The 14,491-nt window shown below is 66.2% G+C and carries 9 protein-coding genes; 5 read left to right on the forward strand and 4 right to left on the reverse strand.

Features of this window, described 5'->3' with window-relative positions; translation table 11 throughout:
* Positions 1-182 precede the first annotated feature (182 nt).
* On the reverse strand, positions 183-1,394 hold the full coding sequence (locus tag ACF3ND_RS17400; RefSeq protein WP_394062727.1) for an MFS transporter: 1,212 nt from the start codon (positions 1,392-1,394) through the stop codon (positions 183-185).
* A gap of 113 nt (positions 1,395-1,507) precedes the next feature.
* Between ACF3ND_RS17400 and uvrA the strand changes: the two genes are divergently transcribed.
* Complete coding sequence (gene uvrA, locus ACF3ND_RS17405) at positions 1,508-4,378, forward strand: excinuclease ABC subunit UvrA (protein ID WP_394062729.1); 2,871 nt, start codon at positions 1,508-1,510, stop codon at positions 4,376-4,378.
* A 52-nt stretch (positions 4,379-4,430) separates the two neighbouring features.
* On the opposite strand, the gene ACF3ND_RS17410 is transcribed toward uvrA, so the two are convergent.
* The 3 genes from ACF3ND_RS17410 to ACF3ND_RS17420 are packed head-to-tail and all read right to left on the reverse strand — an operon-like array spanning position 4,431 to position 7,141.
* On the reverse strand, positions 4,431-5,555 hold the full coding sequence (locus ACF3ND_RS17410) for a deoxyguanosinetriphosphate triphosphohydrolase (protein WP_394062731.1): 1,125 nt from the start codon (positions 5,553-5,555) through the stop codon (positions 4,431-4,433).
* 5 nt (positions 5,556-5,560) lie between these two features.
* The gene (gene aroB / locus ACF3ND_RS17415) at positions 5,561-6,649 is read right to left on the reverse strand and encodes a 3-dehydroquinate synthase (protein WP_394062735.1); all 1,089 of its coding nucleotides are present in this window, start codon (positions 6,647-6,649) and stop codon (positions 5,561-5,563) included.
* Entirely contained in the window at positions 6,650-7,141 is a 492-nt protein-coding gene (locus ACF3ND_RS17420) for a shikimate kinase (RefSeq protein ID WP_394065863.1), read from the reverse strand.
* Positions 7,142-7,372: 231 nt separating this feature from the next.
* Between ACF3ND_RS17420 and ACF3ND_RS17425 the strand changes: the two genes are divergently transcribed.
* The 4 genes from ACF3ND_RS17425 (at position 7,373) to ACF3ND_RS17440 (ending at position 14,469) form a co-directional block, all read left to right on the forward strand.
* Positions 7,373-9,811 carry a penicillin-binding protein 1A gene (locus ACF3ND_RS17425; protein WP_394062737.1) on the forward strand — a complete coding sequence of 813 codons (2,439 nt, stop codon included), beginning with the start codon at positions 7,373-7,375 and terminating at the stop codon, positions 9,809-9,811.
* Positions 9,812-9,909: 98 nt separating this feature from the next.
* Entirely contained in the window at positions 9,910-10,044 is a 135-nt protein-coding gene (locus ACF3ND_RS17430; protein WP_394062739.1) for a lipoprotein, read from the forward strand.
* Between the two features lie 43 nt (positions 10,045-10,087).
* Positions 10,088-11,356 (forward strand): diaminopimelate decarboxylase, encoded by a 1,269-nt coding sequence (gene lysA, locus ACF3ND_RS17435; RefSeq protein WP_394062741.1) that lies wholly within the window; start codon positions 10,088-10,090, stop codon positions 11,354-11,356.
* 200 nt (positions 11,357-11,556) lie between these two features.
* Entirely contained in the window at positions 11,557-14,469 is a 2,913-nt protein-coding gene (locus ACF3ND_RS17440; RefSeq protein WP_394062743.1) for a putative bifunctional diguanylate cyclase/phosphodiesterase, read from the forward strand.
* Positions 14,470-14,491 lie beyond the last annotated feature (22 nt).

The raw sequence follows: 14,491 nt of genomic DNA on the forward strand, positions 1-14,491 counted from the left end.
TGCTGGAACGCGATACGCATCGCATCCATCCGGCTTGGCCGGGCCTCGTCGTCCATGACAAGGCCGGCGCGAGGGCGCAAAGCAAGCCTTATTATCGTGGATTCGGTGCTTGATGAACACACCTGGCTGAGCCAAGGACAGGACAAAACGGTCCGCCCGCAGCCCCTTGCCCGCCCACGATCTCAGTACTTGTCCTTGAAACCGCGCGCCGTCAGCAGCCACAGCAAGGCCAGGCCCGCGCCGGTCCACAAGACCCATTGCACCTGCCCGTGGGACGCCAGCAGGCCGCCCGCCAGGCCCCCGCCGAAAACCCCCAGCGACTGCGACGTGTTGTAGAAGCCCAGCGCCAGCCCCTTGTATTCAGGCGGAGCGACGCGCGACACCAGCGAAGGCTGCAAGGCCTCCAGAATGTTGAAGCCAATGAAGAACAGCACCAGCGCGGCCACCATGGGGGCGAGCGATGCGCTCGCCCAGGGCATCAGGGCCAGCACCACGATCAGCGCCAGCACGGCCAGCTCCAGCGCCTGCTTGTGGCGCTTGCGGGTTTCCGTATAGAACACGGCCGGCACCATCAGCACGAAGGAGGCCAGGATGACGGGCAGGTAGACCTTCCACAGATCCTGGGTGCCATAGCCGCCCAGGGCGGCGAGCACGCCCGGGACCACGATGAACAGCGACATCAATATGAAGTGCAGGCAGAACACGCCGAAGTTCAGGCGCAACAGGTCGGCATGGCGCAGCACCTGTCCGGCCGTGACCTTGACCGCGGAAACCGGCGCCTTGGGCGCGGCGGGCACGACGAAGGCGGCGATCAGCAGGCACACGAAGCCCAGCAGGCTGATGGCCCAGAACAGGCCCGACAGGCCGAACTGGCCCACCAGCACGGGCGAGAGCACCAGCGACATGGCAAAGGAAATGCCGATGGAACCGCCCACCATGGCCATGGCGCGGGTACGCACCTCCGGCCGGGTGGAATCGGCCACCCAGGCCGAGATGGCGGCCGACACCGCGCCCAGGCCCTGGATGCAACGGCCCGCCGTAACCCAGTCCACGCTCTTGGCCAGGGCACAGATGACCCCGCCGATGACGAACAGCACCATGCCCGCGACGATGACCGGACGCCGCCCATAACGGTCCGAGGCCATGCCCAGCGGAATCTGCAGCACGGCCTGGGTCAGGCCGTAGGCGCCCAGCGCCAGGCCCACGCGCGCCGCATCGTTGCCGCCGGGCAACGCCTGCGCGGCCACGGCGAACACCGGCGTGAGCAGGAACAGGCCCAGCATCCGGCAGGCAAACAACAGGGCGAGCAGCATGCTTGCCTTGCGCTCGCCCTGAGTCAGGCTGAGACGCGCCGGACGCGCCCCCGCCGCATTCATGGTTTGGTGTGTACTCATTCAATACTCTGCCACAACAAGGCTGCCGGAAAGGCCCGCAGCCCGATCATATAAAACCCGACGCAACGCGCTATAGTAGCAAGTTGCCTTTTGACTGACCTTAAATAAAGCTGATGGAAGCCATACGCATCCGCGGTGCCCGCACGCACAACCTGAAGAATGTCTCCGTGGACCTGCCGCGTCGTCAGTTGGTGGTCCTGACGGGGCTGTCGGGTTCCGGAAAATCGTCGCTGGCCTTCGACACGCTTTATGCCGAAGGCCAGCGGCGCTACGTCGAAAGCCTGTCGGCCTATGCGCGGCAGTTCCTGCAGCTCATGGACAAGCCGGACGTGGACCTGATCGAAGGTCTCTCGCCGGCCATCGCCATCGAGCAGAAGGCGGCGGGCCACAATCCCCGTTCCACCGTGGGCACCACCACGGAGATCCACGATTACCTGCGTCTATTGTACGCCCGCGTCGGCACGCCCTATTGTCCCGAGCACGGCTTGCCGCTGCAGGCGCAAAGCGTGAGCCAGATGGTGGACCAGGTCCTGCAATGGGAGCCGGAATGCCGCATCGCCGTGCTCGCCCCCCTGCACCGGGGCCTGAAGGGCGACCTGCGCACGGAACTGGCGGGCCTGCAGGCCCAGGGCTTCGTGCGCGTGCGCATCGACGGCCAGACCTACGGCATGGAGGACGTGCCCGCCCTGGACGCGGCGCAGCCCCATGACCTGGACCTGGTGGTGGACCGCCTGCGCGTGCGCCCCGACAGCCAGCAACGCCTGGCCGAGAGCCTGGAGACGGCCCTGTCGCTGACCGACGGCCGCTGCCTGGTCGTCAACCTGGACAGCGGCCATGAACAGCCGTATTCCAGCCGCTACGCCTGTCCGGTCTGCAGCTACGCCCTGCCCGAGCTGGAACCGCGCCTGTTCAGCTTCAACAATCCGGCCGGCGCCTGCCCCGACTGCAGCGGCCTGGGCCAGGTGGACGTGTTCGACCCCGACCGCGTGGTCGCCTTTCCCGAGCTGAGCCTGGCCGGCGGCGCCATCTCCGGCTGGGACCGGCGCAACGCCTTCACCTATACCCTGCTGACCAGCCTGGCCGCGCATTACCACTTCGACATGGATGCGCCCTTCGAATCCTTGCCCGAGGACGTGCGGCGCAAAGTGCTGTACGGCTCGGGCGAGGAACAAATCTCCTTCCTGTACCTGAACGAGAAGGGCCGCACCACGGTCAAGACGCACGCCTTCGAGGGCGTGATCCCCAATCTGCAGCGCCGCTGGGCCGAAACCGACTCGGCCGCCGTGCGCGAGGAATTGAGCAAGCTGCGCCGCACCCAGGTCTGCCCGTCCTGCCACGGCGCGCGGCTGCGCCTGGAAGCGCGCAATGTGCGCATCGGCGACGACCCCGCCCCCGGCACGCCGGCGGCCGGCGGCCAGCCCAAGGGCCTGGCCATCTACGAGGTCGAGGCCCTGGCCCTGTCCGATTGCCTGCAGTGGTTCGAGCGGCTGGAGCTGTCCGGCGCCAAGAAGGACATCGCCGACCGCATCGTGCGCGAGATCCGCGCGCGCCTGGAATTCCTGAACAACGTGGGGCTGAACTACCTGTCGCTGGACCGCAGCGCCGACACCATTTCCGGCGGCGAGGCCCAGCGCATCCGCCTGGCCAGCCAGATAGGCTCGGGCCTGACCGGCGTCATGTACGTGCTGGACGAGCCTTCCATCGGCCTGCACCAGCGCGACAACGACAAGCTCATCCAGACCCTGCAGCACCTGCGCGACCTGGGCAACAGCGTCATCGTGGTCGAGCACGACGAGGACATGATACGCACGGCCGATTATGTCATCGACATGGGCCCGGGCGCGGGCGAGCACGGCGGCCAGATCACCGCGCAGGGCTCGCCGCGCGAACTGGCGGCCAATCCGGACTCGCTGACCGGCCAGTACCTGTCGGGCGCGCGCCGGATCGCCGTACCGCAGCGCCGTCCGGTGGACGACTCGCTGGACTGGCTGCGCCTGTACGGGGCTGCGGGCAACAACCTGAAATCCGTGGACCTGGCCATCCCGTCGGGGCGCCTGGTCTGCATCACCGGCGTGTCGGGCTCGGGCAAGTCCACCCTGATCAACGACACCCTGGCCACGGCCGTCTCGCGCATCCTGCACCGCGCCCATGCCGAGCCCGCTCCCTACGACCGCCTGGACGGACTGGAGCATTTCGACAAGATCATCAATGTGGACCAGACGCCGATCGGCCGCACGCCGCGCAGCAACCCGGCCACCTACACCGGCATGTTCACGGCCATCCGCGAACTGTTCGCCGGCGTACCCGAGGCGCGCCTGCGCGGCTACGACCCGGGACGCTTCTCCTTCAACGTCAAGGGCGGGCGCTGCGAGGCCTGCCAGGGCGACGGCGTGGTCAAGGTGGAGATGCACTTCCTGCCGGACGTGTACGTGCCCTGCGACGTCTGCCAGGGGCGGCGCTACAACCGCGAAACCCTGGACATACGCTATCGCGGACGCAACATCAGCGAAGTGCTGGACATGACCGTGGCCCAGGCCATGGAGTATTTCGACGCCGTGCCCATCGTGGCGCGCAAGCTGTCCACCCTGATGGACGTGGGCCTGTCCTACATCCGCCTGGGCCAGAGCGCCACCACCCTGTCCGGCGGCGAGGCCCAGCGCGTCAAGCTGTCGCTGGAGCTGTCCAAGCGCAGCACGGGCCGTACCCTGTACATATTGGACGAACCCACCACCGGCCTGCACTTCCACGACATCGCGGTGCTGCTGGGCGTGCTGGACAAGCTGGTGGAGTCGGGCAACACGGTGGTGGTCATCGAGCACAACCTGGACGTGATCAAGACGGCCGACTGGGTGGTGGACATGGGCCCCGAAGGCGGCAGCGGCGGCGGCCGGATCGTGGCGCAAGGCACGCCCGAGTCCGTGGCGGCCTGTGCGCAAAGCCACACCGGCCGCTACCTGAAACCACTGCTGCAGCGCCACGACTAGCCCGGCCGCAGGCCCGGCGCCAAAGCGAAAAAGCCAGCTTGAAGACGCCCTGTTACATCTTGAACAGGGCGTCGTGCTCGCGGATCGCGTGGCGGTCCGTCATGCCCGCGATATAGTCGGCGATGGCGCGCGCCTGCGCCACGGGATCCTCGCGCCGGTGCTCGGCGGCCAGCAGGCGCGGATCAACCAGAAAGGCCTGGAACAGCTCGCGCACGATGCGCCGGGCCTTGCCCATCATGCGCACCACCCGGTAATGGCGATACAGGTTCGCGTGCAGGAAGCGCTTGAGCTCGTCGGCCTGCGCACGCAGCTCGGGCGAAAACCCCGCCAGGCGCGGCAGGGCACGAACGGCGTCCGCGCTGTCGGGCTTGTGCTCGTCCAGCCTGGCCTTCGTGGTCTCGGTCAGGTCCACCACCAGGGTGTTGATCATGCCTCGTATGATTTCAGCCACCAGGCGCTGGCCGTCCAGGCCCGGGTAGCGCGCCTGCACCTGATCGTAATGGTCGCGGAACAGGCGCAGCTCCAGCAATTGCTCCAGGCTGATCAGGCCCGAGCGCAGGCCGTCATCGATATCGTGGTTGTTGTAGGCGATCTCGTCGGCCAGATTGGCCATCTGGGCCTCCAGCGAGGGCTGGCTGCGCTCCAGGAAGCGCCGGCCCACGTCGCCCAGCTCGCGGGCGTGCTTGACCGAACAATGCTTGAGTATGCCTTCGCGCGTCTCGAAGCACAGGTTCAGGCCGTTGAAGGCGGCATAGCGCTCTTCCAGTTCGTCCACCACCCGCAGGCTCTGCAGATTGTGCTCGAAGCCGCCCGCCTCGGGCGCCAGCTCCTGCATGCAGGCGTTCAGTTCGTCCTGGCCGGCGTGGCCGAAAGGCGTGTGGCCCAGGTCGTGCGCCAGGGAGATGGCCTCGATGAGGTCTTCGTGCAGGCCCAGGTTGCGAGCGATGGCGCGCGCCAGCTGGGCCACTTCCAGGCTATGGGTCAGGCGCGTGCGGAACAGATCCCCTTCGTGGTTGATGAAGACCTGGGTCTTGTATTCCAGCAGGCGGAAGGCGTTGCAGTGGATGATGCGGTCCCGGTCCCGCTGGAAGGCATTGCGGCCCTGCGGCGGGGCTTCCGGGTGACGCCGGCCGCGGGACTGTTCAGGATGACAGGCATAAGCGGCAAGCGTCAGCATGGCGTTTACTCCTGCACCGCCGGATCGAAGCGCGCCAGCGCCTGGCGCACCACATCGGGATCCACCGCCTGGACCACCGCATGGCCCAGGCGGTCCAGCAACACGAAGCGCAGCTGGCCGCCTTCGTTCTTCTTGTCCACCTGCATCAGCTCCAGCCAGCGTTCGGCCGGCCAGTGCGGCGGATCGGTGGGGCAGCCGCTGGCCCGGACCAGGGCGCGGATGCGGGCCACGTCCTGGGCGGGCAGGCCGCAGACCAGCGCGGACAGCTCGGCCGCCATGATCATGCCGCAGCCCACGGCCTCGCCGTGCAGCCACTGTCCGTAGCCCATGCCCGATTCGATGGCATGGCCGAACGTGTGGCCGAAGTTAAGGATGGCGCGCAGGCCCGATTCGCGCTCGTCCTGCGAGACGACCTCGGCCTTGACCTCGCAGGAGCGCCGGATGGCGTGGACGATGTCGTCTTCCTGCAGGGTGCGCATGCCGTCGATGCGGGCCTCGCACCAGTCGAAGAAATCGCGGTCGTAGATCATGCCGTACTTGATGACCTCGGCCAGCCCGGCGGAGATCTCGCGGGCGGGCAGGGTCTTGAGCACCCGGGTATCCACCTCCACGGCGATGGGCTGGTAGAAGGCGCCCACCATGTTCTTGCCCAGGGGGTGATTGATGGCGGTCTTGCCGCCCACCGAGGAGTCCACCTGCGCCAGCAGCGTGGTGGGCACCTGCAGGAAGCGCACCCCGCGCATGAAGCAGGCGGCCGCAAAACCGGCCATGTCGCCGATGACTCCGCCGCCCAGGGCGACGATGAGCGCCTTGCGGTCCAGGTGGCTGCCCAGCAGCGCATCGAAGATCAGGTTCAGGGATTCCCAGTTCTTGTAGGCCTCGCCGTCGGGCAGCTCCACCACGTGCACGGGCTTGCCGGCGGCCTCCAGGGCGCGCCGGGCCGGCTCCAGGTAGAGGGACGCGACGGTCGGATTTGTAACAATTGCCACCGCCGTGGCGTTGGCCGGCACGCTGTCGGCCAGCCGCTGCAGGCGGCCTGCAGCGATATGGATGGGATAGTCGCCGCCTTCCACGGCTACATGCACTACGGTCATTCAGCAACCTCGTTCTTTCAGGAGGGTCAACAGTTGGCGCACGGCATGGTGGACGGACGCGGAACCGGTCTCGAAGTGCACGTCGGCCACTTCTTCATACAGGGGTTCGCGCCGCTGCAGGAGCTCCTGGATGCGGGCGCGCGGATCGGCCGTCTGCAGCAGCGGCCGGTTGCGGTCGCGCGCCACGCGGCGAAAGAGTTCGTCCACGCTGGCGCGCAGATACACTACGATACCGCGATCCTTGATGATCTGGCGATTGGCCTCGGACAGAATCGCCCCGCCCCCCGTGGCCAGCACGATGCCGGGCAGGCGCGAGCAGATGTCCAGCACGGCCGATTCGCGTTTGCGGAACCCTTCTTCGCCTTCGAACTCAAAGATGGTGGCGACCCGCACGCCGCTGCGCGCTTCCAGTTCGTGATCCAGGTCCAGGAATTCGCGCTTCAGCTCCCGCGCCAGCTGGCGGCCTATGGTGGTCTTGCCCGCGCCCATCATGCCGACCAGGATGACGGGCCGCGAGCCGGCCTGTTGTAATTCAAGCAGCGCGGTGTCTGATAAAGGGCTAGGATGATCTACAGGCATCAGTCTGCGGGTAAAGAGTGGTTCATTTGTGTATTATCCCATTAGCCCACACGAAGCACAGTCCGCTGTCCAGAATTATTTTGTTACATTGATGCCAGGCGCAAGGCCAAGTCCAGCCCCGTTTGGACTTTAAAATCAGCCCCAATGAGTTCTTCTGCCCACTCCCCCAATTCCAAGCCCGAGCACTCCTCCGGTTCCTGGCTGGCCCGCTTCATCATCAAGACGGCGGTCTTCGTCGGCGGACTCGGCCTGTGCGCAGCCCTGCTCGGTTCGCTCGCTCTGGCGCTGGCCTGGCCCAATCTGCCCGATCTGAGCGCCATGATCGATTATCGTCCACGGGTGCCGCTGCGCATCTACACGGCGGACAAGGTCCTGATCGGCGAGTTCGGCGAAGAACGCCGCAACGTGCTGCGCTTTGACGAAATCCCCGACGTCATGAAATCGGCCATCCTGGCCGCCGAGGACGACCGCTTCTACCAGCATGGCGGCATCGACTGGATGGGCGTGGGCCGCGCGGCCCTGGCCAACCTGACCCACATGTCCAAGACGCAGGGCGCCAGCACCATCACCATGCAGGTGGCGCGCAATTTCTACCTGTCCTCGGAAAAGACCTACACCCGCAAGTTCTACGAACTGCTGCTGACCTTCAAGATCGAGGCCACCCTGACCAAGGACCAGATCCTGGACCTGTACATGAACCAGATCTACCTGGGCCACCGCGCCTTTGGCTTTGCGGCCGCCTCGCGCACCTACCTGGGCAAGCCGCTGGCCGAGGTCACCACGGCCGAGGCCGCCATGCTGGCCGGCATTCCCAAGGCGCCCTCGCGCTTCAACCCCATCGCCAACTTCGAACGCGCCAAGACCCGCCAGGCCTACGTGCTGGGCCGCATGCGTTCCCTGGGCTACATCACCGAACAGGAATACCAGGATGCGATGGCCCAGGAGATCGAGGTGAAGTCGGCCGTGGGCACGCCCGCCGGCGGCTACGCCATCCATGGCGAATACGCCGCCGAACTGGCGCGCCAACTGCTTTACGGCGTCTACCAGGACAACGTTTATTCGCGCGGCTTCAACATCTACACCACGATCAACTCCACCGACCAGGAAGCCGCCTACCGCGCCGTGCGCAACGGCATCCTGGACTACACCCGGCGCGCGCCCTACACCGGCCCGCAAGGCCAGGTGGACCTGCCGGCCGGCATTGAAAACGACCACACCCGCCTGGACGCCATCCTGGACGAAATACAGGACAAGTATCCCGACACGGGCGATCTGCTCACCGGCGTGGTGCTGGAAGCCGGCCCGGACCGCATCCGCGTGGCCCGCACGGCCCAGGAAATCATCGACGTCACCGACAAGCGCGCCCTGAAGATCGTGGCGCGCGGCCTGGTCCAGAACGCCAAGGCGGACGTGCGCATCCAGCGCGGCTCGGTGGTCTACCTGTTCCAGAACAACGACTACTGGGAAGTGATCAACATGCCCGCCGTGCAGGCGGCCTTCGTGTCGGTGCGTCCGCAGGACGGCGCCATCCAGGCCATGGTCGGCGGCTTCCACTTCTCGGACGGCAAGTTCAACCGCGTGACCCAGGCCTGGCGCCAGCCCGGCTCGGCCTTCAAGCCCTTCATCTACGCTTCTTCGCTGGAGCGGGGCCTGACGCCCTCCACCCAGATCTCGGACGAACCCTTCGTGCTGACCGCCGCACAGACCGGCTCCAAGCCCTGGACGCCCAAGAACTACGGTCGCACCTACGAACCCATGCTGACCATGCGCCAGGGTTTGTACAAGTCCAAGAATATGGTGTCCATCCGTATCATGCAGGCGGTCGGTCCCAAGTACGTGCAGGAATACATCACCCGCTTCGGCTTCGACAAGGCGCGCCAGCCGGCCGTGCTGCCGCTGGCGCTGGGCGCGGGCAGCGTCACCCCGCTGCAGATGGCCGGCGCCTACTCGGTGTTCGCCAACGGCGGCTACCGCACCGTGCCCTACCTGATCGATCACGTCACCGACAGCACCGGCAAGGTCATCATGCGCGCCAAGCCCGTGGTGGCGGGCGACGCCGCGGCCCGGGCGATCGATCCGCGCACGGCCTACGTCATGAACGACCTGCTGCGCGGCGTGGCCACCTACGGCACCGGCGCGCGCGCCTCGCGCGAACTCAAGCGCACCGACATCGGCGGCAAGACCGGCACCACCAACGACTCGCAGGACGCCTGGTTCGCCGGCTTCACGCCCGATCTGGTCGGCATCGCCTGGATGGGGTTCGACCAGCCGCGCAGCCTGGGCTCGGGCGAGACCGGCGGCGGCGCGGCCATGCCCATCTGGATCAACTACATGCGCACGGCCCTGAAGGACAAGCCCATCGTGCCGCCCGGCCCCATGCCCAGCGGCCTCACCAAGACCAACGGGGACTTCTATTTCAACGAATTCCCGCCCGGCCAGGCCATCGCCCGCGTCGGACTGCCCGCTCCCAGCGACAGCAGCCTGCAACAGGACGGCGGCGACGGCATCGGCGACCTGCTGCGCCAGATCGCTCCCGAGCAGAACGCGGGCGGCGGCAACAACAACCAGTTCGTGCCGTTCTGACCCCCTTCACCCACACGCCGGCGATCGCCGGCGTTTTTTTGCTTTGGCCGGGCCGATGGCATAATGGTCTCCTTTGCCCGCCCTTGCTGGAAAACATCATGAAAATGGCCCGCCCATCCCGCCTTCTGGCCCTGCTGGCGCTGAGCGCCGTGCTCAGCGCCTGCGGCTACAAAGGCCCGCTTTACCACCCGCCCGCCGAAGAGCCGCCGGCCGCCGACACGGCGCCTCGTTAGTTTCTCCGCGTTGATCGCTCAACCCCTGTTATTTGACGACATCATGACCGTTGCACCTCACTTCCAATTCCAGAACGATACGCTGCACGCCGAGCAGGTCCCCCTGACCCGCCTGGCCGAGGAGTTCGGCACGCCGCTGTATGTGTACTCCCGCCAGGCCCTGCGCGACGCCTGGGAGTCCTACCGCGTCGCCGGCGAAGGCCGCAAGCTGCTGGTGTGCTATGGCATGAAAGCCAACTCCAACCTGGCCGTGCTGCAGGAGTTCGCACGCCTGGGCACAGGCTTTGACATCGTCTCGGGCGGTGAGCTGGCGCGCGTCATCGCCGCCGGCGGAGATCCCGGCAAAGTCGTGTTTTCGGGCGTGGGCAAGCAGGTCTGGGAAATCGAAGCCGCCCTGGCCGCCGGCGTCAAATGCTTCAACATCGAATCCGAAGCCGAGCTGGAGCGCATCGCCGAGGTGGCTGCCCGCCTGAACCTGAAGGCGCCCGTCTCGCTGCGCGTCAATCCGGACGTGGACGCCCGCACCCATCCCTACATCTCCACCGGCCTGAAAGACAACAAGTTCGGCGTGCCCATCGAACAGGCGCCCCGCATCTACGCGCGCGCCCAGGAGCTGCCCAGCCTGCGCATCGTGGGCGTGGACTGCCATATCGGCTCGCAGATCACCGAGGTCAGCCCCTACCTGGACGCCCTGGACAAGCTGATCAAGCTGATCCTGGCGCTGAAGGACCAGGGCGTGGAACTGCACCACCTGGACCTGGGCGGCGGCCTGGGCATCCGCTACACCGACGAAACCCTGGTCACGCCCACCGACCTGCTCAGCAAGGTCTACGCGGCGCTGGACGCCCATGGCCTGGGCGAACTGGAAATCGTGCTGGAGCCCGGCCGCTCCATGGTTGGCAACGCCGGCGTGCTGCTGACGCGCGTGGAATACCTCAAGCATGGCGAAACCAAGAACTTCGCCATCATCGACGCCGCCATGAACGACCTGATCCGCCCCACCCTGTACGAAGCCTGGCACAGCGTGGAAGCCGTCCAGCCGCGCGCCGTGACCGCAGACACGCCCCGCTACGACCTGGTGGGCCCCATCTGCGAAAGCGGCGACTGGCTGGCGCGCGACCGGCAGTTGGAACTGCGCCAAGGGGACCTGCTGGCCATCATGTCGGCCGGCGCCTACGCATTCACCATGGCCAGCCAGTACAATACCCGCCCGCGGGCGGCGGAAGTTCTGGTCGATGGCGAGCAGGTCCACGTCATCCGCCCGCGTGAAAGCCTGGAAAGTCTGTTTGCCTCCGAACGTTTGCTACCTTGAATGACGGCAGGGCTGGAGGTTCCGACCGTTCAGCCTTAAAGAACTCAGCGCGCAAACCGTTAAACGGATGATCTTGCGGGCCGAGATGTCACCACCGTGCATGTCGGCCCAGGCCTGGCGCGTCCCGAACGGACAAGCGCAAACTCCACTGTCGGTGGCCGGGCAGTTCGATGGTAAGCGCTGGAGGCTGTATCGCCATCATGACCGTTTCAGGAATACAGATCGACAGCCTAGAACCTGTCACATCGACCGGCGAACGCCTGATTCGCGGGCTGAGCTTTTACGTCATCCCTCTGTTCCTGATCCTGCTCACGCTCTGGGCCCTGATCTTCCTGCCTAACCGCTACCCTTCGCCTTCGGGCCAGCCCCTGAACTTCCATGCTCTGGCCAGCGACCAGGCCGCGCCCGATCCGGACCTGATCAGCCGCCTGACGGCCAGCCCCCTGCAGCGCCAGCTGCAACTGGACGAGCCGCACTGGCTGCTGCTGGACCTGCCCTCCAAGGATGACGGCAACGAGCATGTCCTGCATTTCCCCGCATCGCGGTTCAACATGCTGGCCTGTTGGCGCACGAACGACTTGCAAACGCTGACCGTCAATGACCACAGCCTGTCCACCCAGGCCCTGCGCTCCCCCGTCCAGGGCTACACCGTGGATCTGGGCGCGTCCGCCGACCCCGCCTCCATCCTGTGCCGCCTCGAAGTGGACCGCCCCGGCGTGCTGCAGGTGGAGCTCTGGGCCGCAGACGACATCAAGCATTCCTCCATCCGCTACACGCGCGGCATAGGCCTGCTGGAAGGCGGACTGCTGACCATGTCGCTGTTCATGCTGGTGCTGGCCGCCACCAATCGCGAATGGATCTACCTGCTGCTGTCGGTCTGGCTGGTCGGCAACCTGCGCCTGGGCTCCATGGCCATGGGCTGGGACATGCAGTGGCTGGGGCACACCCTGCCGGCCGCCGTCATGCCGCCGCTGCGCCAGGTGACCATCGCCTGCTATTTCCTGCTCAGCTACTCGCTGTTCACCCTGCTGCTCAAGCCGTCCATCCATTCGATGATTCAGCAGCGCTGGCTCAGCTCGGCAGGCCTGCTGGGCCTGGTCCTACTACTGGCCTCCGTGCTGCTGCCCACGGACCTGTTCCAGCCCCTGATGTGGTTCAGCGCCATCTACGCCCTGTGCTGCGCCGGATGGGTGCTGCTGTCCATCCTGCTGCAGGCCCGCTCGCGCATCATGCTCTGGCAGCTGGTGCTGCTCAGCATGGCCTTGTGCGTGCTGATCTCCGCCATCTTCCTGGCCGCGTTCGGACGCTCCAGCTTCGTGGAAAACTTCAATGGCGTGATCACGCTGCTGCTCTCCAACCTGATGGTCGCCCTGGCCATCGGCGAGCGTCTGCGCGAAGACCGCAGCGAGGCCCTGCGCGCCCGCAACGAACTGATGGCCCACTACACCCTGACGCCCATCGGCATGTTCACGCTGGGCGAATCGGGCGCCTTTCACCGCATGAGCCCGGTGCTGGCCGAGATGCTGGGCATCCAGTTCGACCCCTCCGGTCCGCCGGTGCACTGGACGGATTTCTTTCCCGAGCAGGACTGGAAGGCCGTGGCCCAGAGCACCCAGGCCAGCCAGGACGTGACCGTCGCCCGGCATGATACCCACATCGGCCCCTGCCAGTTCGCCCTGCGCGTGGCCATTGTCAACCAGCACATCGAAGGGTCGCTGCAGGACGTCACGGCGCGCGCCGAAACCTTGCGCCAGCTGCGCCTGATGGCCGACAACGATCCGGTCACCAATGTGCTGAACCAGCGCGGCATCGAGAAAGCCCTGGACGAGGCGCTCGCCCGCAGCGCCGAGGACAAGCCCTGCCTGCTGGCCTATCTGGACCTGAACCACATCAAGTACGTCAACGGCGCCTTTGGCCATTCCTCGGGCGACGCCCTGCTGCTGAAGGTCTGCGAGCAGCTGGAGGCCGTGCTGCAGGCCGGCGAGAAGATAGGCCGCATCGGCAGCGACGAATTCGTGATCATCTTCGAGGACAGCGACCCCGAACAGGCCCGCGCACTGGCCAACGAAGTCATCGAGGCCTTGAACAAAAGCCCCCTGATGGCCGGCAACCGCAGCTTCAACCTGCGCAGCACGCTGGGCCTGGTGGAGGTGGCGCCCGGCATGGCGCCGCAGGAAGCCATCTCGGCCGCCAGCCGCGCCGCCCGCGAAGCGCGCCGCCAGCACCAGGACATGATCATCTACGACCAGGACTCCAATGCCCTGCAGGAACATGCGGAAGAATTGCGCCTGTTCGAACAGCTGGAAGGCGGCTCCTCGCGCGGCCTGTACCTGGAAATGCAGCCCATCGTGTCCTTGCGCCGTCCCATCGACAGCCTGAATTTCGAAGTGCTGCTGCGCGTGCGCGACTCGTCCGGCCAGTTGATCCCGACCGGCCGCATCATTTCCTCGGCCGAGGAAAGCGGCACCATCACCATCATCGACAAGTGGGTGTTCTCGGCCACGCTGGAATGGATGTCCAAGCACGAGCAGCAACTGGCGCGCACCCAGCTGGTGAACATCAACCTGAGCGGCGTGTCGCTGAACGATGACAAATTCATCCAGTGGTTCTTCGACATCCTGGCGCGCTACGAGCACCTGGCGCGCAAGCTGTGCGTGGAGATCACCGAGGGCGTGGCCCTGGACGACCTGGAGCACACCCGCCATTTCATGCGCCGCCTGCAGCAGACAGGCGTACGCATCGCCCTGGACGATTTCGGCGCCGGCTACACCTCCTTCTCCTACCTGCGCGAACTGCCCGCCGACGCCATCAAGATCGACGGCGCCCTGATCTGCGACATGCTGAACAAGGAAACCAACGTGGCCATCGTGCGCACCATCGTGGAGCTGGCGCGCAACCTGGGCATGATCAGCATCGCCGAATGGGTGGAGGACGTGCCCACCCTGCAGGCCCTGCAGGAGCTCGGCGTGGACTACGTGCAGGGCTTCATCGTCTCGCGCGCCTGCACGCCGGCCGAGCTGCTCAAGGCCACCGCCATCACCGACCTGGTCAAGGACGCGCCCGCCCGCCAGTTCCTGCTGGAATCCCAGAAGAAGCATTCGCCGACGGTCTGAGCCCGGTTTGGAGGTAAAAAAA

The sequence above is a fragment of the Alcaligenes sp. WGS1538 genome (assembly GCF_043187505.1).
In the GTDB taxonomy this organism is placed as follows: domain Bacteria; phylum Pseudomonadota; class Gammaproteobacteria; order Burkholderiales; family Burkholderiaceae_B; genus Alcaligenes.